Raw genomic sequence first — 22,070 nt, forward strand, 5'->3', positions numbered from 1 at the left:
TTTGTTGCGAAGTGCGGCGCGAACCACGACCGGATGGGGTGGCAACCATGACCACGATCGAGCAGACCACTCATCCCGACGGCAGAGTCGAACTGGCCGATCCCGCCGTCCTCGCGGACAGCCCCTACGCCAACGCGGAGCTCGCACCGACCCGATTGCCCGAGCGGCACTGGACGACGTACAACTATGCGGCGCTCTGGATGGGAATGGCGCACAACATCCCCAGCTACCTACTCGCCGCGGGTCTGGTCGCGCTCGGGATGAACTGGCTGCAGGCGTTCATCACGATCACGCTGGGGAACCTGATCGTGCTGGTCCCGCTGCTGCTGAACAGTCACGCCGGGACGAAGTACGGCATCCCGTTCCCGGTCTTCGCGCGCGCCTTCTACGGCCTCCGCGGCGCGAACTTCCCGGCCCTGTTGCGCGCGTTCATCGCATGCGGCTGGTTCGGCATCCAGACCTGGATCGGCGGCCAGGCGATCTTCGTGATCGTCGGCGAACTGTTCGGCAACGGCTGGACGGAGGCGTCCGCGGTCGGCGGGCACCCGTGGACGATGTGGCTCAGCTTCGCGTTCTTCTGGGTGCTCCAGATGGTGCTGATCTGGCGCGGCATCGAGGGACTGCGGCGGTTCGAGAACTGGGCGGCGCCACTCGTCACGGTCGCGTTCCTGGCGCTGATGGTGGCGATCCTGGTCAAGGCCGGCGGGTTCGGCCCGATCCTGTCGCAGCCGTCGAAGCTCGGCTGGGACGCCGACTTCTGGAAGATCTTCGCGCCGTCGCTGATGGGCATGATCGCGTTCTGGGCGACCCTCAGCCTGAACATGCCGGACTTCACCCGGTTCGGTAAGGGTCAGCGCCAGCAGGTCGTCGGCCAGATCATCGGCCTGCCGACCACGATGTCGTTCATCGCGCTCGTCTCGATCATCACCACGTCCGGCACCGTGCTGGTCTACGGCACGGCGATCTGGGACCCGGTCGAGTTGACCCGCCGCTTCGAGAACCCGGTGGTCGTGACGATCGGCCTGGTGATGGCGATCCTCGCGACGATGTCGTGCAACGTGGCGGCGAACGTGGTCAGCCCGTCGTACGACTTCGCCAACGCCGTCCCGCGCTGGCTGAACTTCCGGACCGCCGGCCTGGTCACCGGCGTGATCGGCGTCGTGATCCAGCCGTGGCGGCTGATCTCCGACCCGTCGATCTACATCTTCGTCTGGCTGTCCTTCTACGGCGGCCTGCTCGCCTCGGTCGCCGGCGTACTGATCGCCGGCTACTGGCTGATCGACCGCACCAGCCTGTACCTGGCCGACCTCTACCTACCGGGCGGCCGCTACTGGTACTCGGCCGGCTGGAACTGGCGCGCGGTCGTCGCCACCGTCGTCGGTTCTGTCCTCGCCGTCGGCGGCGCGTACTCGAACCCCGGCGCCGGCCCGTTCCCGGAGGACGGCCTGATCCCCTTCCTCAAGCCGCTCTACGACTACTCCTGGGCAGTCGGCCTGGTCGCGGGCTTCCTCACCTATCTCCTGTTCACGGTCGCTTCCCCGTCCCGCCAACCCACCACAACCCAAGCCGCTCCCACCTACTGACCAACACCCGACCCCTCCCCCCTCTGAGCGCCCACCCCAACGGCATGCGCCTCCATCTGATGGGTTGACCCACGAGAACATCTGATGGGTTGACCCACGAGAACGTGGGTTGGCCACGCGCAGGCCGGTGGCCAACCCACCTTCTGATGGGTTCACCCACCCCAGCCCCCCGCCAGCAATCCCGCCACCCCGCCGTCCCCGCGATATCGGTGCGACGCCGGCGTTTCCCTGGTTGACCCACGAGATGGTGGGTTGGCCAGCCGCGCGCCGGTGGCCAACCCTGAATCGCCCCGGGTCTGATGGAGGCTCTCAATCCATGGAGGATGAGAGTTATGGCTGCACCGAGGAAGTATGGCGACGAGTTGCGTGAGCGGGCCACGCGGATGGCGGTGGACGCGCGCAAGGACCCGGCGACGAGGTCGGGGGCGATTCCGCGGATCGCGGAGCAACTCGGCGTGCACCGCGAGACGTTGCGGGGTTGGGTCCGGCAGGCTGAGATCGACGAGGGGACAGTTCCGGGCACTGCCACCAGCGATGCCGAGCGGATCGCGCAGTTGGAGCGGGAGAACCGCGAGCTTCGGCGGGCCAACGAGATCTTGAAGACAGCGTCGGCTTTTTCGCGGCGGCGGAGCTCGACCGCAAGGTGAAGTAACCGAGGTGCCGACGGCGGTGCTGGTCGACTACATCGACCAGCACCGCGACCGGTTCGGGGTCGAGCCGATCTGTAAGGTCCTGGCCGCTGCCGGGATCAAGATTGCCCCGAGCACCTACTACGCCGCCAAGAGCAGGCCGCCATCGGCCCGGGCGGTCAGAGACGCCGAACTGGTCCCGGCGATCCGCCAGCTGCACAAGGACAACCTCGAGGTCTACGGCGCGCGCAAGATCCATGCCGAGCTGAATCGAGGCGGCATCAACGTTGCCCGGTGCACCGTGGAACGGCTGATGCGCGCCGAGGGCCTGCGAGGCATCAGGCGTGAGAAGACCCGCAGGACGACCCAGACCGAAGGTGCTCAGACACCACGTCCAGCCGACCTAGTGCAGCGGCATTTCGTCGCCGACGCACCCAACCAGCTCTGGGTGGCGGACCTGACCTATATCCGCACCCACTCCGGCTGGGTCTACGCCGCGTTCGTCCTCGACGTGTTCTCCCGCCTGGTCGTGGGCTGGCAGGTCTCGACCAGCCTGCGCACCGACCTGGCCCTGGACGCCCTCGACATGGGGCTGTGGGCACGGCAGCGGGCCGGCCACGACCTCACCGGGCTGATTCATCACAGCGACCGCGGGGTCCAATACCGAGCTGTCCGCTACACCGAGCGGCTCGCCGAGGCCGACGCCGTCGCGTCCGTCGGCAGCCGCGGCGACTCCTACGACAACGCGATGGCCGAGGCATTCAACTCGCTGTTCAAAGCAGAGCTGATCCGCAACCCCGCCACCCGACCCAACACGGGCTGGAAGTCCATCAACGACGTCGAGATCGCCGTCGCCGAATACGTCGACTGGTTCAACCACCGACGCCTACACGGCGAGATCGGGCACGTCCCACCCGCCGAGTTCGAAGCCAACCACTACAGTGAAATCCCCGTCCTCACCAAGGCCGGAACCAAGTAATCGGGTCTCCACGAAACCCGGGGCGATTCACCCACCTTCTGATGGGTCAACCCATCAGAAGGGACGGGCGGGGAATCGGGGCGGGCGCGGGATATCGGGGCGGGCGCGGGGAATCGGGGCGGGCGCGGGGAATCGGGGCGGGCGCGGGGTGGGAAAGGGTGTGTGGCTGAGCTGTAAGGGAGGGTACGACGACATACGGTTGGGCGGTGGCTGACAGGTATGGGAACGACGTACTGAGTGGGGACTGGCGCAAGCCCAAGAACGGGCGGACCGTCGAGGTCGAGATCGAGAAGGGCATGGTCGTCGAGGAGCCGACCTCGGGGTTCGTCGGCGCGATCGTGCGCTGGGAGCACGGTGTGGTCGATCTCGAGGACCGGTTCGGGAAGGTCCGCACGTACCCGCTCGGGCCTGGGTTCTGGCTGGACGGCAAACCGGTCAGCCTGAAACCGCCGAAGAAGGCCGGCCCGGCGAAGAAGACCCGGACCGCCTCCGGTTCGGTTGCGGTGGACAACGTCCGGGCGAAGGTGGCCCGGGCCAGCCGGATCTACGTCGAGGGACGGCACGACGCCGAACTGGTCGAGAAGGTGTGGGGCGACGACCTGCGGATCGAGGGCGTCGTGGTCGAGTACCTCGAAGGTGTCGACGACCTGCCCGGCATCGTCAACCGCTTCCAGCCTGGTCCGGGTCGCCGGCTCGGTGTTCTGGTGGACCACCTGGTCGCCGGATCGAAGGAGTCGAAGATCGCGGCCCAGGTGACCAACCGGCACGTGCTGGTGGTCGGGCACCCGTTCATCGACATCTGGGAGGCGGTCAAGCCGTCGTCGGTCGGGATCAAGGCCTGGCCACGGATCCCGCACGGGCAGGACTGGAAGAAGGGCGTGCTGCAGTCGTTCGGCTGGCCGGCCACCGATCAGGCCGATGTCGCCGCGGCCTGGAAACACATCCTGTCGAAGGTGACCAGCTTCGCCGATCTCGACCCGGGGCTGCTCGGCCGGGTCGAGGAGCTCATCGATTTCGTGACGCTGGACTGATCTCCGGCATCCGCCGTTCGACCCAGGCCTGGATCCGCCGCCGCGCACGCCGGACGTACCAGGTCGCGGCACCGAGCACGGCGGTCGCCGCCAGCACCACTCCGGCGAGCACTGCCGCGATGATCCGTACGGCGCTCTGCTCGACGAGCCCCGCGACGACCAGCAACACCACACCGAGCACGATGCCCGCCACCGGCAACCACTGCTCGAAGACCAACGGGCGCTTGGCCGGCGTCACCTTGGCGCCGCGCACCACACGGGTCCACACCGACTGCCGCGCCGGCTCGGTGAACCAGCGCGCGCACTGCAGCAACCACGAACCGGGCTTGTCCTTGCGGCCCGCCATCGCCTTCACCCAGTCGCCGACCTGCGACCCGAGTCCGCCGGACACGTCGACCATCCGGTCCGCAAGGCCCTTCGTGGTCGCCCGACCCTCGTCCGACTGGTTCAGCTCGTCGCGCATCGTGGTGAGCGCACCGAGACCCGCGCCCATCGGGAAGTCCTGGGCCAGCCGCTGGACGCGCTCGGCGACCGCCTCGACCTTCCAGTCCTCCGCTTTCAGGACCTGCCGTTGCGTCTCGCGGATCCAGTCCTCGTCGGCGCCGAGCATCGCGCCCAGGTGCGCGACACAGTGCAGCCGGCCCATCAGCCAGTCCCACCGCCGCCAGTCCGCCGCACCGAACGCGCCGAAGTGCCCGACCTGCGACCCGTAGAGGATGCGGTCCTTGAGGTTGTTGGCGATCGAGCCTTCCGGCTGGTCGTCCAGCAGCGGCAGCGGGATGTCCGGCCCGAGCCGGAGGAACTGGAACGGCGCACTACGCTGCTGCGGCGTCCGCGCCGACGTACAGCGCGACACGATCTCCACCTCGAGGGCGGTCTCGACGAGGTCCCGCCCGACGGCCGCGATCAGCTCGGCGAACGTGTCGCCCAGCGCCCGCTGGATCTGCAGGTCGGTGAAGATGTCTTTCAGCCCGACCGCGACGGCCTCGGCGCCACCGGCCGGGCTCAGGTCGAGGTCGGCGGCGGTCAGCTGCTCGGTGAGTGCGTCCCGCACAGCCTGCGTCTTCAGCAGAGCATCGCTGGCCGCCTTCAGCCGCCGCTCCAGCTCGGCCCGTTGCTCCTTCGGCGCCTCGCTGATCTGGTTGCGCAGCGAGCGCAGGATCAGCCGTACGACGCGCTCCGCCGCACCTGTCCCCCACAGCCAACTGGGGTTGCCCTCGGCATCGTTCTGCAGCGGAGCCGTCGAGCCGTCCGGATCGGGCACCCACGGGTGGTCGGTCCCGAGGATCTCGTCGACCTCCTGCTCGGACAGCGCGGTCGCCGCGTCGAGGACGGTCGACTGGTCGTGGCCGGCGATCGTCACCGCCTCCCAGACACCGCCGGCGGCGCGGCCGCGCGAGTACGTCGGCTGCAGTGCCTTGGCCGCCGCCTGCAGCCGGTCCCGCTCGACTGGTTGCTTCATGCAACGATCGAACAGTCGCTGGGTGTCGGACCAGGACGCGTCCGCCTCCAGCAGCAGCCGCTCGAGCTGCTCCACATCGGACCGGAAGTCGACCTCGCGCGGGAACTGTACGGCGGACAGCGCCGCCACCCGCCAGCTCGGCTCCTTCGCCTCCGGCAACGCCGTCGACGCACTCCCGATCCCGGCCGACGGTACGACGTACAACACGTAGCGGCTGGCTCGCCCGGCGACCGGTCGTCTGGCCACGACATCGAGGACCGGACCGAAGGGTGCGTTGTCCAGTACGCCGCCGTCCACCAGCCAGGCACCCGACTCCGCGTTCGCGGGCTGCACGCGAGGCGGTGAGTCGGCCAGATTCGGGGTCTCGAGCACCGGGCCGAACGCGGCCGGGAAGGAGGCCGACGCGCGGGCCGCGCGCGCCAGCAGCTTGGTGTCGTTCAGCCCGTTCTTGTCCGCGACCGCGAAGGCCCGCTTCGATCCGTCGTACGTCGCCGCGTTCTCACTGGTGAAGGCGAACAGGTACCGATGGTCGGGTACGACGAAACGCTGCCCGGCGGCGTCCTTCGCCTCGAACTGCTGGACACCGAGCCCGGACGCGGTGACGAACAGCGTGACCGGCTCCTCGGCCGCCGTCTCGCCCGCGTCGACGACGCCCTTGAGCAGACTGTCGAGCTCCTGCAAGAAGTACTTGCCGTCCAGCACCGAGGTGGACTTCTTGCCGGCCGACGGCACCAGCTTGCCGACCTCGAGCGACCCGAGCGCGACCCATTTCTGCCGCAGCCAGGGTCCGTGCTCGCCGTCGGGGTCCAGGGTCGAGCCGTTCGAGATCGCTGTCGCCAGCAACGAACCGTTCAGCCCGCCGGCGCTCGTACCCGCGATCACGTCGACGACCACGCGCCGGTTCTCGTCACCGCGCCGGCACAGCTCACGCCAGCGCTCGGCCAGGACCTCGTCGTACGGCTGTGGACCGGGCGCGCTGCCGGAACCGGACGCACGCCGGATCAGATCCAGCTCGTGGGTCACCCCACCCATCCAGACGGCCAGGCTGACCCCGCCGTTCAGGACCAGCGCGATCCGGATCTCGTGGTCGGTCATCCGTTCCCTTTCCCTGGGGGACCTCACGGGCGTGACGCGATACGGCAATCGTCGCAGCGGAGAGTGAACAACGGGGTGACATTACTCCTGGCGCGGCTCAGCTCAGGCGGAGTCGCGGACGATCAGTTCGGTCCCGTAGATCTCCGGGCTGGTGAGCGTCGCGCCGCCGATCTTGGCGAGCAGGATCTCGGCCAGCCGGGCACCCAGCTTCTCCACCGGCTGCCGCACGGTGGTCAGCCTCGGTGTGGTCGTGGTCGCGAGCACAGAGTCGTCGAACCCGACCACCGCGACCTCGTCCGGCACCCGCCGGCCGCGCTGCGACAACACCCGCAGCGCCGCGGTCGCCATCAGGTCGGACGCGACGAACAGACCGTCCAGGTCGGGGTGCTCGTCGAGCAGCCGTATCGCCGCCTGCTCACCACCGTCGGCGGTGAAGTCCCCGAACGCGACGGCCTCGGGCAGCTTGGCTTCCTTCATCACGTCCTGGTACCCGGTCAGCCGGTCGAGGCCGGCCGTCATGTCGAGCGGACCGGTGATCGTCCCGAGCTTGCGGCGCCCGATCGACAACAGGTGCTCCACCGCCGTCCGCGCCCCCGCGACGTTGTCCACGTCCACACTGGCCACCGGTACCTCGACACCGATCGGCCGGGCGCTGAACACGATCGGCAACGGCAGCTGCGTCAACTCCTGCAGCACGTTGTCGCGGCCGTGGTGGCTGACGATGATCGCCCCGTCGACATGGCCGCCCCGCAGGTAGCGCAGCAGGCGTTGGTCGTCGGCCTCGGCCGGCTCGATCAGCAGCACCAGTTGCGACGACGTCGGCGCCAGCGTCCGGCTGACACCACGCAGGATGCCGGCGAAGAACGGGTCGGAGAAGACGCGGCTGTCCGGTTCGGGTACGACGATCGCGATCGAGTCGGTCTTGCGCGTCACCAGCGCACGGGCGGCGCGGTTCGGCACGTAGCCGAGTTCGCCGATCGCCCGCTCGACCGCGGCCACCGTCTGCGGCAGCACCTTCGGCGAGCCGTTCACCACCCGCGAAACAGTCGCCCGAGAGACACCCGCAAGCGCCGCGACCTGCTCCAGCGTGGGAGAACCCGAGCGGTCCATCGGTCCTCCCCGCCTCGGTTGATGTGCCTTCACACCGTAGTACTTCGGCCGGGCGTTCGCGCGCCGCCGGCGGCCGGGGCGTCAGCCACTCTTCCGGGTGTTCGCGGCCTTGTCGGCGAGGTCGAGCGCCTGCTTCCAGGCCGCGTCGGGAGGTTGCTTGCCTTCGTCGACCTTGGTCAGTGCGGCGCTGAACACCTGGTTGATCTCACCATCGCGTGGTCCCTTGTGCTGCTTGAGGATCACGTTCTTCGCGCGGTTGACGAAGATCTGCCCGACCGGCGCGTTGTTGAAGTACGGGTTCACCTGCGACTTGACCTGTGGATCGTCGTACGCGTCGAGTGTCGAGGGGAACGAGCCGACCTTCTTGAACACCTTGATCTGCTGCTCGGGCGCGGTCAGCCAGGCGGCCAGCCGGGCCGCCTCGACCGGTTGCGGCGACTGCTTCGGCACGGTCAGATACGAACCGCCCCAGTTGCCGCCTCCGCCGGGGAACACGTCGGCGACGTCCCACTTGCCCTTGCCGTAGCTGCCGGCGTTGCCCTGGATCACGCCGAGCAGCCAGCCGGGGCAGGCCATCGTCGCGAACCTGTCGGTGCGGAACGCCTTGTTCCACTCGTCGCTCCAGGCCGGCAGCCCGGCGGACAGGCCGTCGGCGGTGCCCTTCACCACCTGGTCCCAGGTCTTCTTCAGCAGCGGGTTCTCCGCGCCGAGGAAGCGGTCCTGGTTGGAGTAGTAGGCCTGGATCAGCTGGTTGCGCATCGCCTCCCAGGTCAGTACGGCGGAGTCGTACCAGGCCGAGCCGGGCACCTTCTGCTTGAACTTCCGGCCGGTGGCGAAGTACGACGACCAGTCGGTGAACAACTTCGCGACCTGAGCTCGGTCGGTCGGCAGCCCGGCCTTCGCGAACAGGTCGCGGCGGTAGCAGATCGCCTCCGGCCCGATATCGGTGCCGTACCCGATGATCTTGCCGTCCGGGGTGGTCGCACCGGCGACCTTCCAGTCCAGCCAGCGGTCCTTCAGGTCGTTGGCGCCGTAGTCGCGGAGGTCGACGAACTGGTCCGCCTTGGCCAGGTAGTTGTAGATCCAGCTGACCTCCATCGCCTCGATGTCGGCCAGGCCGGACCCGTTCGCGAGGTTGGTGTCCAGGTTCTTGATGTGCGCGTCGACGGTGGGTGCGCGGCGCTCGACGATCTTGATGTTCGGGTGCTGGGCCTCGTACTCGCGGTACAGGTCCTCGTAGCCGAACTCGTTGAAGGTGGCGATGGTCAGTTCGATCTTCGGGCCGTCGCCGGCATTGTTGCCTGAGGCATCCGACCCCCCGGACCCACCGCAGGCGGAGGCGAGCAGAACGGCAGTACAAGCACACAGCAGTGCGATGGGGCGGAGGCCGGCACCGTTTCTGGGCCGCATCAAAAGCTCCCTGGACTGGACGGAGTTGAGAGCGCTCTCGGATCGCGAAAGTGTGCTGAGTTTCAAGCGTCGCGACTGGGTATGTCAAGCACTTCGTCGTCACGCAGCGAAACGAGACCGACCAGGTCAGTACATACTTCCGCGTGTCGTCACGCAGCGAACCGCGTCGATCACCGAACGCTGACCACAGGGAGTGATCTCAGAACGCTAGGGCAGCAGGTTCCGGACGACCGCGTCGGCGAGGAGACGGCCCTTGCGGGTAAGGACCAGACGGTCCGCCTCCCGCATCACCAGGTCGGGCATCCGCTCCGCCGCGGCTCTGCCTTCGTCATCGAGTACGTCGAGCGGGAGGCCGGCGGACAACCGGATCTCGAGCAGGACGCGTTCCACCCGGCGGGTTTCGGCGTCGAGGGTTTCGCGTGCGTACGCCGGACTGTCGTCGGCGCCGAGGCGGTCGGCGTACGCGCTGGGATGCTTGACGTTCCACCAGCGAACGCCGCCGACGTGGCTGTGCGCGCCGGGGCCGATCCCCCACCAGGTGTCGCCGCGCCAGTAGAGCTCGTTGTGCCGGCAGCGGGCGTCCTCGGTGCGGGCCCAGTTGGAGACCTCGTACCAGGTCAGGCCTTGGGCGGACAGCATCTCGTCGGCCAGCACGTACTTGTCGGCGAGGTCGTCGTCGTCCGGCATCGGCAGCTCGCCGCGCCGGACCCGGCGGGCCAGTTGGGTCCCGTCCTCGACGATCAGCGCGTAGGCGCTCACGTGATCAGGCTGTGCCGACAGCGCCGACTCGAGCGAGGCCCGCCAGTCGTCGAGTGACTCGCCGGGGGTGCCGTAGATCAGGTCGAGGTTGACGTGTTCGAAACCGGCCGCGGTCGCTTCCTTCACCGCGTCGAGCGCTCGGCCGGGCGTGTGCTGCCGGTCGAGAATCTTCAGCACGTGCGACGAGGCGCTCTGCATGCCGAAGCTCACCCGGGTGAACCCGGCCTCTAGGAGACCTTCGAGGTACGCCGGATCCACCGACTCCGGATTGGCCTCGGTCGTCACCTCGGCGCCCGGCGCCAGCCCGAACTCGTCGCGTACCGCGGCCAGCATCTTCCCGAGGTCCTTGGCCGGCAGGAGGGTCGGCGTACCGCCGCCGAAGAACACCGTGTCGACGGGTTGATCCACGCTCTGGAGGACTCGCCGAGCCATCCGCACCTCGCCGATCGCGGTGTCGGCGTACGACGCCTGGGACGCGCCGCCACCGAGCTCCTTCGCGGTGTACGTGTTGAAGTCGCAGTACCCGCAGCGCGACGCGCAGAACGGCACATGGAGGTAGAACCCGAGCGGCCGCGTGGCGGCCTCGCGAACTGCGGTTTCCGGCAGCGCCCCGTCCCGGGGCGCAACCTCCCCCTCGGGCAATGTCGACGGCACCCACCCATCGTACGGACTCGATTTTGACGGGATCGCCGCGGAGCTGTGCTGGCAGAGAGTGGTCGCTTGGTTACATTAGGATCAAGGAGACCGAGGCTAGTTGCCGACGAGACCCTCGGCCACTACCGCTTCACCACCCTCGGCCTGGAGATGTTCCAGCGCTTCGTCAAGGCCAATCCCTAACCACCGGCAAACACGCCGCCGTCCTAGTCAATACGCCGTAGTCGTTCAGCGGGACGTGGTTGAGCCCACGCGTCATCCCGCTCTTGGTGTGCGGCGCGGCCCGCGGTCCGTCACGGGTAGTGGAGGGTGGTGAGGAGTTGGGTGTGCAGGTTGGCGTTGGAGTAGAGGCCGCCGCCTTGGTCGCCGGTGTGGGTTCCGGTTCGGTTGGTGAAGCGGCCGCCGGCTTCTTCGACGAGCAGGATCCATGGCGCGTGATCCCAGAGGTGGTAGCGCTCTACCAGGAAGGCATCGATCTCGCCGCGAACAAGCTCGATCAGCGGGAGAGGGCTGCCCGGTGCGTGCGCCACGTTCGGTGCGAGGCGGGCTCTGGACCCGTCGTCGAGGGCCTCGAGCCGAGCATCCGCCAACCTCGACGTAGTGCTGACCTCGAGGCGCTTCGGTTCGGCCGCCTCGCGTGGCCAGGATGACTCGAAGGAACCGCCGCCACGGGTCGCCCACCAGCAGCGTCGCAGCGCCGGCGCGATGACGACCGCGATCTCGATGCTCCCGGCAACCTCCAGCGCAATCTGAACCCGCCAGTTCGGATCATGCCGGCTGAAGTACGACGTACCGTCGATCGGATCGATGATCCAGACCCGATCGGACTCACCGAGCCGACCGAGTTCCTCGCCGAGGAGCGCATCGTCCGGCCTGGCCGCAGACAACGTCTCGCGAACCAATCGCTCGACCGCCCGATCAGCTTCCGTGACCGGTGTGCCGTCGGCCTTCAGCGTTGCCGAAACGCCGGACTCGAAGTACCCGAGCGCGACGTCCGCCGCCAGATCCGAGGTGTCGAACGCGAGTTGCAAATCATCAGCGCCGCCCACAATCACCGACGCTATCAGCCCAGACCGTCGGCTCGACCTGCCGTACATCATCATGGACCGGGTGAGCGATGAGTCCGTGAAGGTGCGCGCTCAGATGTCCTGATGGTTGTGAGAGAGGATGCGGTGGGTAGTGCCTGAGCTTTCTGAGTGGCCTGGGGATCGGGAAGACATTGCCGGGCTGTCGGCGTGGGTGGGCTCGGTCTTGCCGGGGGTGGTTCGGGGGCCCGTTGAAGTGCTCAGGGTGAAGCGGTGGGGAGCTACCGGGTTGTTCGAGGTGGACGGCCAGTACGTCGTCGTCAAGCACGCCTCTCCGGTCGTGTACCCGCATGCTGCCGCCGTGCATCGGGCGGTCGAGCGCGCGTACCCGCAGGCGACGGCGGCGCTGCTTGCGCATGACGATGATCCTGTCTGGCAGCGTAGCGTTTTCGCGTTTGTGAGCGGCCCGACTGTGGAGAAGACAGGACCCGCTGCGCTGGTGGCGCAGGCGAGGACGCTCGGTGAGGTGCAACGTGCGATGGCCGACGCTGAGCTCAGTGGCCTGCCGCAGTACGACCTGTCCGCGATTCCGGAGACTCTGCTGACAGACCTCAGCCGGGTGGCCGATCTGGACGACGAGTTGATCGCCGGGCTGCGTCGTCACCTTCCCACTCTGCAACGCGGCATCGAGGAACTGACCGCGGTCGTGCCGAGCTCGATCGATCACCCGGACGTCCAGGGCACCAACGGTCTGGTGCGAGACGACGGGTCTGTTGTTCTGCTCGACTGGGAAGAGGCCAGGGTCGGTTGCCCGATGCTCTCCCTGGATCGACTGCTGCAGGAGGCGGACGAGTTGGGCAACGTCCCCGACGTACTGTCGGCCTACCTGGACGCCGTACCGTGGGGAAGCGCTGCCGAGAGGCGCCGGCTGGCGGGGATCGCGCTGCAGGTCGCGCCGCTCAAACTGGCGGTCGAGGCTCGCGAGTACGCCCAAACCCTCGACCTACCCGATCCACACACCAGATACGTGACGCGCCTCGTCACCCGAAGCCTGTCCCGTATCCCCGACTAGTGGCCGGCGCTGAGCTGCCCGGCCAGGCGCTGGTGGCGTTCCGCGCTGGAAGGGTTCAGGCCGACGATACGGACGGTCTTGCCGTACCGCTCGTACTTCGTGGTGATCGCGTCCAGGGTCGCCACGGTCGACGCGTCCCAGATGTGGGAGTCGGTCAGGTCGATGACCACGTTCGCAGGGTCGCCCCGATAGTCGAACTGGTAGACCAGATCGTTGCTGGAGGCAAAGAAGAGCTCACCGGTGACGGCGTACGTCTTGATGTTCTCGTCGGTGTGAGCCACCTCGCTGACGGTGGTGAAGTGGGCGACGCGGCGCGCGAACAGCACCATCGCGACGAGGACACCGACGACGACCCCGATGGCGAGGTTGTGGGTGATGACGACGATCACGACGGTCGACAGCATCACGATCGTTTCACTGCGCGGCATCCGGCGCAGCGTCTTGGGCCGAATGCTGTGCCAGTCGAACGTGCCGACCGAGACCATGATCATCACCGCGACCAGCGCGGCCATCGGGATGTCACCGACGAGGTCTCCGAGGCCGACGACGAGGATCAGCAGGAACACGCCGGCCAGGAACGTGGAGATCCGGGTCCGGGCACCGGAGGCCTTCACGTTGATCATCGTCTGGCCGATCATCGCGCAGCCGCCCATCCCACCGAAGAAGCCGGTGATGATGTTCGAGACGCCCTGCCCCCAGGCTTCGCGGGTCTTCACCGAGTGTGTGTCGGTGATGTCGTCGACGAGCTTGGCGGTCATCAGGGATTCGAGCAGTCCGACGAGAGCCATCGCGACGGCGTACGGCGCGATGATGCGCACCGTGTCGAGGTTCAGCGGCACGTCCGGGAAGAAGAGTGATGGCAGGCTGTCGGGCAGTTTGCCCTCATCCCCCACGGTCGGCACAGTGACCGAGGTCAGCGCCACGAACAGCGTGACGGCGAGGATGGCGATCAGCGGGGCCGGGACCGCCTTGGTCAGCTTCGGCAGGAACACCATCACCGCGATGCCGGCCGCGACCAGCGGGTAGACCAGCCAGGGGACGTGGGTCAGATGTGGAAGCTGCGCCAGGAAGATCAGGATCGCGAGCGAGTTGACGAAGCCGACCATGACCGAGCGAGGGATGAACCGCATCAGCCGGGCGACACCGAGCACGCCCAGGACGACCTGCAGGATCCCGGCCAGGATCACCGTGGCGACGAAGTACTCGAAGCCGTGGTTGCGCATCACCGGCGCGATCACCAGCGCGACCGCTCCGGTGGCCGCGGAGATCATCGCCGGGCGTCCGCCCAGGAACGCGATCGACACCGCCATCGTGAAGGAGGCGAACAGCCCGACCCTCGGGTCGACGCCGGCGATGATCGAGAAGCTGATCGCCTCGGGAATCAGCGCCAGCCCGACGACGAGGCCGGCCAGCACTTCCGTCCGCAGGCGCCGTGGGGAACGCAGCGCCGCCAGGACGGATGTGACGTCGGTCGGGGACGGAACGGATCCGGGCGTGGCTGACTCAGGCGTCAGCGAGGTCATGCGGTCTCCAGACACAGGCACAGGCGGGCCTCAGGGCAGGCCGGCTCCTGCGCATCCTTGCGCGGGCGTCACAGCTCGAGGGTCGCTTGATCGGGACAGGCGGGGTGAGGTGCAGACAGGCGGGTGAGGAGCACCAGATCGCCTCACTGTCCCAAACTCTACCCTGACGTGAGAGAGGAGAGTTGTGATGTCGAGAGTCAAGATCGAGGTCTGCGTCCCCGACGACCATGTGTCCGCGATCCTGGCGGCGCTGGAATCCGCCGGTGCCGGACGGGTCGGCCGCTACGACCAAGTGACCAGCTTCTGGCAGATCGGCGGAACCTGGAAGCCGATGCCCGGCGCCGAACCCTTCGACGGCGAGATCGGGAAGCTGATGCACGGGACCGAGACCCGAGTCGAGTCCGAGTGCGAGACCTCAGCGGCAGCAGTCGTCCTGAAGGCGCTGAAGGCGGCCCATCCTTACGAGGAGCCGATCATCCGGTTCATCCCGCTGTACCAACCCACCGAGCTCGAGCCCTGACGCTGAGGAGCAAGTGCTCTCACGTCTGTAGCGCGTCGAGGACGTAGATGTACTCCTGGATGCCGTCGTCGGACGGCGGTGCGGTTGCTTCTTGGGCGTGGTCTCGGTGGAAGCCGCACTTTTCCAGGACGCGGATCGAGCCGGCGTTGTGGGCTGCGACGTGGGCAGTCAGGGGCCGGGTTGGCATCTGGGTCAGGAACTGTGTGACGGCCTCCGTGGCGATGCCCCTGCCCCAGAGTTCGCGGCCGACCCAGTAGCCGAGCATTTGCTGGCCGTCCTGTTCCCAACTCACGACGTTCCCCGCCACCGCGCCGTCCGCCACGATCGTCCAGTGGATCTTGGTGTCGTCGCCGCGGATCTTCGCCCAGTGCGCGGTGACCTGATCCTTGTCGCGAGCCGGAACCGCGGCCATCTCGTTCGCGATCGGATCGGCCTGGTGGTCGAAGAACACCTCGACGTCCTGATCCTCGACCGGCCTGAGGCGAACCTCATGCGTCACTTCGGCCATCTCCCGCTCCCTTACCTCGGTCCCGTACGTCGACCACCCGATCGTCGCACCGGCCACCGACATTAATGATGGGCAGGCTCTCGGGCGCCGTGGCTCGTCCGCCGACTGTCGCCCTGCTGGGTTGACTGCAAATTGGTCCGTCCGGTGCTCGGGAGTTCCGTCGCCGGCCGGGCGGCATGACCTAATAAGAGCCTGGCAAAGCCTCATTAATGTCTTGTCTGCCGCCCGGCCGGCGTCGACCTGTCCGATCGACACGGAAGGCAAGACCCATCATGACAGTGACTGCTGCTGCCGCGGGCACGGTGACCGGAGGCGTTGACACCCACGCCGACACGATCCACGTCGCGGCGGTTGACCAGGTCGGCCGCGAACTAGGTGATCGTGAGTTCGGCACCACCCCGGACGGTTACCGGGCCGCGCTGGCGTTCCTGGCGACGTTCGGGACGCTGGTGGTGATCGGGATCGAGGGCACCAGTTCCTACGGCGCCGGGCTGACTCGGGCCGCCCAGGCCGCGGGGATCGAGGTCCGCGAAGTCACCCGCCCGGATCGTGCCCGGCGCCGGATGCGTGGCAAGTCCGATCCTCTGGACGCCTATCAGGCCGCTCATGCGGTGCTGGCCGGCCGCGCCGACGCGGCCGCCAAGACCGAGCAGGTCGAGGCGATCCGTGCCCTGCACATCGTCCGCCGGTCCGCGGTCAAGGCACGTACCGCCGCGATGAACCAGATCCATCACATGCTCATCACGGCTCCCGTCGTGCTGCGGGAGAAATACCGGCCGCTGCGTGACCAGCCACTGGTCGACGCGCTGGCCGGCTGCCGACCAGCCCACCACCGCGACTCCATCGTCCGGGCCGTGCTGACCGCGTTGAAGGCGCTGGCCCAGCGTCACCGCTTCCTCAGCCGGCAGGTCGCCGAACTCGACCAGCAGCTCAAGGATCTCACCCGGGCAGCCAACCCTCACCTGCTCTCGCTGCGCGGGGTCGGGCCGGCCACCGCGGCACAACTGCTCGTCACCGCCGGCGCGAACCCTGACCGGCTGCGCAGCGAAAGCTCCTTCGCCGCCTTGTGCGGCGCCGCCCCGGTCCCGGCTTCGTCGGGCAAAACCACCCGCTACCGGCTCTCACGTGGCGGCGACCGGGCCGCCAACCACGCACTCCACACCATCGCCTTGGTCCGAATGACCTGCGACCCACGCACCCGCGACTACGTCCGGGCCCACCGCGCCAAGGGCCGCGACACCGCAGAAATCCTCCGCCGCCTCAAACGAGCCCTCGCCCGTGAGATCTTCCGATCCCTCACCCAAGGCCAGGCCGCGCCCGAGCTCGCCGACCTCCGCCCCACCCGGCAAGCCAAAAACATCACCCTCGCCGCGGCCGCCCAGGCGATGAACACCTACATCACCAAAATCACCCGCACCGAACTCGGCACGTTCCCCGACTACGAACTCGCCCACCGCTACCGCGCCTGGCTCAACACGGCTTGACACCAATAGGAGCATCAGTTTGCGGGACGGTCAGATCGACCCCGGCGAACTGCGAAGATGGCGGCCATGCGTTCATTCGAGGAACTCGTCGCAGAAGGTGAAGCCATCTCGGTCGAGGGCTGGGACTTCTCCTGGTTCGAGGGCCGCGCCACCGAGGAACGTCCGTCGTGGGGATACCAGAAGCTCATCGGCACCCGGATGGCGACCGCCGAGGCGGCCCTCGACATCCAGACCGGCGGCGAGGTGCTGGCCGGAATCCCGATCCCGACTGCGCCGTCACGGCTCGCCGCGACCGAGTCGTGGCCACCCAACCTGGAGATTGCCCGGCGCAACCTCGCGCCCCACGGCGGCACCGTGGTCGAGGTTGCGGACGACGCCCCGCTGCCGTTCGACCCGGAGTCGTTCGACCTCGTCGTGAGCCGGCATCCGACCGTGGTGATCTGGCCGGAGATCGCCCGGGTACTGCGGTCTGGTGGCGTGTATCTGTCTCAACAGATCGGCTCCGGCACCGTGATCGAGTTGACCGAATACATGATGGGGCCACAGCCTGTCGGTACAGGACGCAGTACCGAGAAGGCTGTGGCCTCAGCAGAGTCCGTCGGGCTGTCCGTCGTACAGGTCCGGCCGGAGTCGTTGCGGATGGAGTTCTTCGACATCGCCGCGGTGGTTCACTTCCTGCGCAAGGTGATCTGGATCGTTCCGGACTTCACCGTGGAGCGATATCGCGACCGGCTGCTGGCGTTGCACGAGCAGATCCAGCGAGACGGTGTGTTCGTGGCGACCAGCGAACGGTTCCTCTTCGAGGCACAGAAGCCGGGAGCCGTCAGCTAGGCCAGGTCGCCTCGGTGACTCGGCCGCCGTGGATCTCGACCGTCAGCTGCACCAGGCCGTGGGGGCGGAGGTAGAGCTCGTAGGTGCCCTGGGCAACTTCTGAGAAGACCGCGGAGTGCGCGGTCGTGCCATCGGGCTTCGGCCGAGGTACGACGGCCACATGCGGCGCAGACCCATGTCCATGCCCGTGCCCGTGGCCATGCCCATGCCCGTAGTCGTGGTCGTGATGGTGATGGTGATCGGAAGGACCCGACGAGCCGGCCTTGCGGAGTTCGACCTCCTCGTCTTCGAGGTCGGCCGGCATGGCGATCACGAGGGCACCGATGTCCCCGCCGATGTCGAGCAGGACCGAGGACCCCTTCCCCGCATGGGGATTCTCGACCGCGTTGTTCCCTGGGCCGCTCATCGTGATCACGCGGCCGGGGTGCCCGGCAGCGACTGGTAGCCGCCGCCCGGAGTACCGAGGTAGGGGAAGCGGTCGAGCAGCGGGCCGTTGGTGTTCGACGTACCGTCCTTGATCGCACCGGCCGCGTCGTCGGGCTTGAACGACTTGTCGACCAGCGGGATCGTGATGCCGGCGACGGCCCGCAGTTCGACAGTCACGACGTCGTCGATCAGGCGCCGGCCGTTCGGGAATCCGGCCGCGTCACCCGCGACCAGGCCGAGTGGGTTGGGCGACTTGGCCGGCGGTACGGCGACGTTGAGGCGCAACATGTCGGCCTGGACCGGACCGGTGTAGTTCTGGAAGCCGTCGACGACATCCTTCGGGATGCCGGTCAGCAGGATCGCCGCCAGGTCCGCACGTGGCTTCTTGTACGCCGCCAACCTCGGGAACACACCCGGGTACAGCACCGGCAGCAGGCCGGCGAGTTCCGGCTTGGTGACGAATCCGGCGAACCGCTTGTCGGCCGACGGTGGCAGGCTGTTCCAGCGGTCCTTCTCCGCCATCGGCACGATGACCTCGTTGAACAGCGGGTTGCCCAGCCGGGAGACCTGCTTGTAAGGGCCGTGCCACACCGAGGTGCCGTTGCCGTCGACGATCCGGGACTGCTGACGGCTGGCCGACGCGTAGACACCGATGACGGACTTGGGGTCCAGCACCTTCGTCGGCCGGCGGCCGTCGCGGGTCAGGTCGGTGATCGGGACCTGGATCGCGATGGTGTGCACGTTGGAACCCTGCAGCCCGTTCACGCCCATAGCGGCGGCAGACGGGATCAGGTGAGCCATCTGGAAGGGCCGCAGAGTGCCGAGGTCGAAGATGCTGCCGAGGTCGGCCCAGAACGCGTCGGCGCGCTGCCCCGCGAACACCTTGCGACCGGTGCCGATGGTGTGGATCGCCTGGCGGGCGAGCCTGGCGTAGTTCGGCGTACTGCGGACTCCGACGTTGACCGGCGGGGCGGTCAGGTTCCGGGCGAGGGTCCGGGACCGGCCTTGCTCGACGCGGGTCACGGAGTAGTACTGCGGCCGGTTCCAGGTACGGTCCTTGATCGACGTGATCGGACCGGTGTTGTACAGGAACGTCTTCTTGTTCCGGATCTCGGCGCGGAAGCGGAACTGGTAGCTGATGTCGGCCTGCCCGGTTCCACGGTTGGAGATGTGGATCTGGTAGAGCACGTCGTCGCCGAACTCGTAGAAGTTCGGCCCGCCGAACGGGTTCTGGAACGGGATGAAGTTGGCGATGATCGTGACCGTGTCCGGTGCGTCCGGACTGACGAACGCGTAGACATCGGTGTTGTCGGCCACCGGATCCTTCGAGATCTCCGGTGCCTCGCGGTGCGAAGACATGACAATTCCTCCAAGAACAGATGCTGAAAGGCTGGATCAGGCGGTCGTCACGCCGGCAAGGCGGGCCGCGAGTTCACGATCGGTCACGAGCACCTCGCGGTGGCCGACCATGATCGCCAGTTGACCGGACTTCACGTCCTTGACGTGGACGACGAACGACTCGGCGTCAGCCAGGTCGCCCGGTTCCAGCGATGTCTTCGCCGCGTCCGCGGCCTTGTCGCCGACCGCACCAACCGCTGCGACCGCTCCCACCGCCGCAACCGTCCCCGCGCCCGCGAACACCAGGAACCCCCGGCGCGTTGCGTTACTCATGTGCTGACCTCCCACTGGTAGAAACCCCGTGCAGCCGACATTCGGGGCGTTCTCACCAGCGGATGGGTCAGACTTTCGGTCGCGTGGTCGCGCGGACTCCGGCAAGGATGATCCGCAGGCCGTGGTCGAACTCCGCGTCGGGGTCGGCGGTGAACAGGTCTCCGACCATCCGTGCCGTCAACGGGTAACGGTCGGCGTCGACGGCCTGGGCGAGCTGCTCGGGGTTGTACGGATTGCCGTCGGGATACGCGACGCCGGTCTGCGCCTGCTCTTCGAGGACGAAGCCGATCGTGTAGTGCAGGAGAATCGGGAAGATCCGTACGGCGTCCCGCATCGGGAAACCGGCGTCCTCCAGGGTGCGCAACGTCAGCTCGGTCACCCGCCACATCGAGTCGTCACTGACGTTCGTACCGGCCAGCACCCGAGCGCCGTCGCGGTACCGCAGCAGCGCCGCGCGCAGGCGGCCGGCCAGCTCGATCAGCCAGTCCTGCCACTGCGTCCCGCGTCGCGGCGCCTCGATGCCGTCGACGGCTGAGACGAACAGCACGCGAGCCATCGCGTCCAGCAACTCCTGCTTGTTCTTGACGTGCCAGTAGAGCGCGGGCGCCTGTACGCCGAGCTCGGCCGCCACCTTGCGCATCGTCAGGCCGTCGACGCCCGTGTCGTCGAGCAGCCCCAAGGCGGCCGTGGCGATGGCGCCGGCATCGAGCTTCACGTTGCCTCCTGTGCCTGCATCTGCCTTGACAGCTTAACAGCGTTCTGTTCTCCTTAACAGCATTAAAGTCAATTTAACGTTGTTAAGGAGCGAACTCATGCAGACTCAGGTGCTCATCGCCGGCGCCGGACCGACCGGACTGATGCTGGCAGGGGAACTGCGGCTGGCCGGGATCGACGTGATCGTGGTGGACGCCCTGCCGGCCCGGACGGGCGAGTCCCGCGCGGGCGGCATCCACGCTCGGACCATGGAGGTGTTCGACCAGCGCGGTCTGCTGGAGCGGATGCTGCCGCACGGGCGGCCGATCCAGGCTGGTCACTTGGCCGGGCTGCCGCTGGACTTCTCCGACTTCCCCACCCGCTACCCGCACACGCTGGCCATCGTGCAGGCGCAGATCGAACGGGAACTCGACCAGCACGCCACTTCTCTGGGAGCACCGGTGCGGTGGGCCTCCCCGGTGCTCGGGTTCCGCCAGGACGCGACTGGTGTCGACGTCGAGATCGGCGGCCCGGACGGCGGCTGGATCCGCGCCGCGTACCTGGTCGGCTGCGATGGCGGACGAAGCGCCGTACGGAAACTGGCCGGGATCGGCTTCGACGGGACCGACGCGACCATGACCGGCATGCTGGCCGACGTCGAGCTGACCGACCCGCCTGCCGGTCCCCTCTTCTCGCAGCGCGGCGGTCCTGGCGACTTCTCCGTCCTCAACTTCCAGGAGGGCTGGTACCGGTTGATCGTGCAGCGGCACGACCGCGTTCTCGACCGTGCGGTCGAGCCTGGGTTCGAGGCCTTCCGCGAGTCGTTTCGTGAGGTCGCGGGCACCGACTTCGGTATGCACAGTCCGCGCTGGTTGTCGCAGTACGGCGATGGTGCGCGGCAGGCTGATCGCTATCGCGAGGGTCGGGTGTTCCTGGCCGGCGATGCCGCCCACATCCACTACCCCGCGGGTGGTCAGGGATTGAACATGGGCGTCCAGGATGCGGTGAACCTCGGCTGGAAGCTGGCGACTGTCCTTCGCGGCGAGGCGTACGACGACCTGCTCGACAGCTACGCGAGCGAGCGGTATCCGGTGGCTGCTCGCGTTCTGCACAACACTCGGGCGCAGACCGCACTGTCGCGACCCGGCGCGCACAGCGAGGCGTTGCGCGAGATCTTCGCCGGTTTGTTCGACATCGACGACGTACGCCGGCGGCTCGGGCTGATGATCGCGGCGCTCGACATCTGCTACGACACGAAGTGCGACCACCCGCTGGCCGGACGCCGGGTGCCCGATGCCGATCTCGTCACGGCCGATGGAGCCGGTCGTGTCCACAGACTGTTGGCTGCGGGGCGTCCGATCCTGCTGGCGCTCAACGGTGGCGACGTACCGTCGGTCGACGGCTGGGCGGACCGGATCGACTGCGTGACGGCCACGTGTCCCGGCGAGCGGTGGACGGTGCCGGGCGTCGGCGAGATCAGCGTGCCCGCAGCAGTGCTCATCCGACCGGACGGGTACGCCGCTTGGGCCACCAATGGGCCCGACGACGGGCTGACCGATGCTCTCAGCACCTGGTTCGGTCCGGCCCACCTCACGACCTGACGCG

General features: G+C 67.8%; 19 protein-coding genes. 8 read left to right on the forward strand and 11 right to left on the reverse strand.

Annotation, left to right across the window (positions count from 1 at the left end):
- Positions 1-47: 47 nt before the first annotated feature.
- From OG817_RS23040 to OG817_RS23050, 3 genes are all read left to right on the forward strand, one after another.
- Positions 48-1,583: an NCS1 family nucleobase:cation symporter-1 gene (locus tag OG817_RS23040; protein ID WP_406046732.1), complete on the forward strand. Its 1,536-nt coding sequence runs from the start codon at positions 48-50 to the stop codon at positions 1,581-1,583.
- 332 nt (positions 1,584-1,915) lie between these two features.
- A protein-coding gene (locus OG817_RS23045) for an IS3 family transposase (RefSeq protein WP_406046733.1) occupies positions 1,916-3,191 on the forward strand; the annotation gives its coding sequence in 2 pieces (ribosomal slippage) (positions 1,916-2,199 and positions 2,198-3,191; 1,278 coding nt in all).
- A gap of 206 nt (positions 3,192-3,397) precedes the next feature.
- A complete protein-coding gene (locus tag OG817_RS23050) occupies positions 3,398-4,222 on the forward strand; it encodes a DUF3097 domain-containing protein (RefSeq protein ID WP_406046734.1) in 825 nt (274 codons plus the stop codon).
- Here OG817_RS23050 and OG817_RS23055 read toward each other — a convergent pair.
- The 5 genes from OG817_RS23055 to OG817_RS23075 all read right to left on the reverse strand — a co-directional run bounded on the left by OG817_RS23055 (position 4,197) and on the right by OG817_RS23075 (position 11,761).
- A complete protein-coding gene (locus OG817_RS23055; RefSeq protein WP_406046735.1) occupies positions 4,197-6,779 on the reverse strand; it encodes a DUF3376 domain-containing protein in 2,583 nt (860 codons plus the stop codon). The genes OG817_RS23050 and OG817_RS23055 overlap by 26 nt on opposite strands.
- Before the next feature lie 102 nt (positions 6,780-6,881).
- The gene (locus OG817_RS23060) at positions 6,882-7,889 is read right to left on the reverse strand and encodes a LacI family DNA-binding transcriptional regulator (RefSeq protein ID WP_406046736.1); all 1,008 of its coding nucleotides are present in this window, start codon (positions 7,887-7,889) and stop codon (positions 6,882-6,884) included.
- A gap of 81 nt (positions 7,890-7,970) precedes the next feature.
- Positions 7,971-9,299, reverse strand: coding sequence for an extracellular solute-binding protein (locus tag OG817_RS23065; RefSeq protein ID WP_396394746.1), 1,329 nt, complete (start codon positions 9,297-9,299; stop codon positions 7,971-7,973).
- Between the two features lie 207 nt (positions 9,300-9,506).
- Positions 9,507-10,712, reverse strand: a complete 1,206-nt coding sequence (gene hemW / locus OG817_RS23070; RefSeq protein WP_406046737.1) for a radical SAM family heme chaperone HemW — start codon at positions 10,710-10,712, stop codon at positions 9,507-9,509.
- A gap of 293 nt (positions 10,713-11,005) precedes the next feature.
- Positions 11,006-11,761: an inositol monophosphatase family protein gene (locus OG817_RS23075; RefSeq protein WP_406046738.1), complete on the reverse strand. Its 756-nt coding sequence runs from the start codon at positions 11,759-11,761 to the stop codon at positions 11,006-11,008.
- A 241-nt stretch (positions 11,762-12,002) separates the two neighbouring features.
- On the opposite strand from OG817_RS23075, the gene OG817_RS23080 reads away from it, so the two are divergent.
- Positions 12,003-12,809 carry a hypothetical protein gene (locus tag OG817_RS23080; protein WP_406046739.1) on the forward strand — a complete coding sequence of 269 codons (807 nt, stop codon included), beginning with the start codon at positions 12,003-12,005 and terminating at the stop codon, positions 12,807-12,809.
- On the opposite strand, the gene OG817_RS23085 is transcribed toward OG817_RS23080, so the two are convergent.
- Positions 12,806-14,332 carry a SulP family inorganic anion transporter gene (locus OG817_RS23085; protein ID WP_406046740.1) on the reverse strand — a complete coding sequence of 509 codons (1,527 nt, stop codon included), beginning with the start codon at positions 14,330-14,332 and terminating at the stop codon, positions 12,806-12,808. The genes OG817_RS23080 and OG817_RS23085 overlap by 4 nt on opposite strands.
- 187 nt (positions 14,333-14,519) lie before the next feature.
- Here OG817_RS23085 and OG817_RS23090 point away from each other — a divergent pair, with 187 nt between their 5' ends.
- Positions 14,520-14,852 (forward strand): hypothetical protein, encoded by a 333-nt coding sequence (locus OG817_RS23090; RefSeq protein ID WP_396394753.1) that lies wholly within the window; start codon positions 14,520-14,522, stop codon positions 14,850-14,852.
- A gap of 19 nt (positions 14,853-14,871) precedes the next feature.
- On the opposite strand, the gene OG817_RS23095 is transcribed toward OG817_RS23090, so the two are convergent.
- Positions 14,872-15,360 (reverse strand): GNAT family N-acetyltransferase, encoded by a 489-nt coding sequence (locus tag OG817_RS23095; protein ID WP_396394754.1) that lies wholly within the window; start codon positions 15,358-15,360, stop codon positions 14,872-14,874.
- A gap of 272 nt (positions 15,361-15,632) precedes the next feature.
- Between OG817_RS23095 and OG817_RS23100 the strand changes: the two genes are divergently transcribed.
- Positions 15,633-16,844, forward strand: coding sequence for an IS110 family transposase (locus OG817_RS23100; RefSeq protein ID WP_406046741.1), 1,212 nt, complete (start codon positions 15,633-15,635; stop codon positions 16,842-16,844).
- A 66-nt stretch (positions 16,845-16,910) separates the two neighbouring features.
- Entirely contained in the window at positions 16,911-17,675 is a 765-nt protein-coding gene (locus OG817_RS23105; protein WP_406046742.1) for a class I SAM-dependent methyltransferase, read from the forward strand.
- On the opposite strand, the gene OG817_RS23110 is transcribed toward OG817_RS23105, so the two are convergent.
- The 4 genes from OG817_RS23110 to OG817_RS23125 all read right to left on the reverse strand — a co-directional run bounded on the left by OG817_RS23110 (position 17,668) and on the right by OG817_RS23125 (position 20,487).
- The gene (locus tag OG817_RS23110) at positions 17,668-18,081 is read right to left on the reverse strand and encodes a hypothetical protein (protein WP_406046743.1); all 414 of its coding nucleotides are present in this window, start codon (positions 18,079-18,081) and stop codon (positions 17,668-17,670) included. The two genes, OG817_RS23105 and OG817_RS23110, sit on opposite strands and share 8 nt — an antisense overlap.
- A 5-nt stretch (positions 18,082-18,086) precedes the next feature.
- On the reverse strand, positions 18,087-19,460 hold the full coding sequence (locus OG817_RS23115; RefSeq protein WP_396394757.1) for a DUF4331 domain-containing protein: 1,374 nt from the start codon (positions 19,458-19,460) through the stop codon (positions 18,087-18,089).
- A gap of 36 nt (positions 19,461-19,496) precedes the next feature.
- Positions 19,497-19,772: a hypothetical protein gene (locus OG817_RS23120; protein ID WP_131350022.1), complete on the reverse strand. Its 276-nt coding sequence runs from the start codon at positions 19,770-19,772 to the stop codon at positions 19,497-19,499.
- Positions 19,773-19,839: 67 nt separating this feature from the next.
- Positions 19,840-20,487 carry a TetR/AcrR family transcriptional regulator C-terminal domain-containing protein gene (locus tag OG817_RS23125; RefSeq protein ID WP_406046744.1) on the reverse strand — a complete coding sequence of 216 codons (648 nt, stop codon included), beginning with the start codon at positions 20,485-20,487 and terminating at the stop codon, positions 19,840-19,842.
- Positions 20,488-20,584: 97 nt separating this feature from the next.
- On the opposite strand from OG817_RS23125, the gene OG817_RS23130 reads away from it, so the two are divergent.
- Positions 20,585-22,066, forward strand: coding sequence for an FAD-dependent monooxygenase (locus OG817_RS23130; RefSeq protein ID WP_406046745.1), 1,482 nt, complete (start codon positions 20,585-20,587; stop codon positions 22,064-22,066).
- The last annotated feature ends 4 nt before the right edge of the window (positions 22,067-22,070 follow it).

Origin of the sequence: Kribbella sp. NBC_00889 (assembly GCF_045207705.1) — a bacterium.
Lineage (GTDB): Bacteria > Actinomycetota > Actinomycetes > Propionibacteriales > Kribbellaceae > Kribbella.

Bases quoted from the DNA above. Each gene is read 5' to 3' on its own strand.
- OG817_RS23040 (WP_406046732.1), top strand. From the start codon at position 48: ATGACCACGATCGAGCAGACCACTCATCCCGACGGCAGAGTCGAACTG.
- OG817_RS23060 (WP_406046736.1), bottom strand. From the start codon at position 7,889: ATGGACCGCTCGGGTTCTCCCACGCTGGAGCAGGTCGCGGCGCTTGCG.
- OG817_RS23095 (WP_396394754.1), bottom strand. From the start codon at position 15,360: ATGGCCGAAGTGACGCATGAGGTTCGCCTCAGGCCGGTCGAGGATCAG.
- OG817_RS23115 (WP_396394757.1), bottom strand. From the start codon at position 19,460: ATGTCTTCGCACCGCGAGGCACCGGAGATCTCGAAGGATCCGGTGGCC.
- OG817_RS23055 (WP_406046735.1), bottom strand. From the start codon at position 6,779: ATGACCGACCACGAGATCCGGATCGCGCTGGTCCTGAACGGCGGGGTC.
- OG817_RS23105 (WP_406046742.1), top strand. From the start codon at position 16,911: ATGCGTTCATTCGAGGAACTCGTCGCAGAAGGTGAAGCCATCTCGGTC.
- OG817_RS23100 (WP_406046741.1), top strand. From the start codon at position 15,633: ATGACAGTGACTGCTGCTGCCGCGGGCACGGTGACCGGAGGCGTTGAC.
- OG817_RS23085 (WP_406046740.1), bottom strand. From the start codon at position 14,332: ATGACCTCGCTGACGCCTGAGTCAGCCACGCCCGGATCCGTTCCGTCC.
- OG817_RS23130 (WP_406046745.1), top strand. From the start codon at position 20,585: ATGCAGACTCAGGTGCTCATCGCCGGCGCCGGACCGACCGGACTGATG.
- OG817_RS23110 (WP_406046743.1), bottom strand. From the start codon at position 18,081: ATGAGCGGCCCAGGGAACAACGCGGTCGAGAATCCCCATGCGGGGAAG.
- OG817_RS23120 (WP_131350022.1), bottom strand. From the start codon at position 19,772: ATGAGTAACGCAACGCGCCGGGGGTTCCTGGTGTTCGCGGGCGCGGGG.
- OG817_RS23090 (WP_396394753.1), top strand. From the start codon at position 14,520: ATGTCGAGAGTCAAGATCGAGGTCTGCGTCCCCGACGACCATGTGTCC.
- OG817_RS23065 (WP_396394746.1), bottom strand. From the start codon at position 9,299: ATGCGGCCCAGAAACGGTGCCGGCCTCCGCCCCATCGCACTGCTGTGT.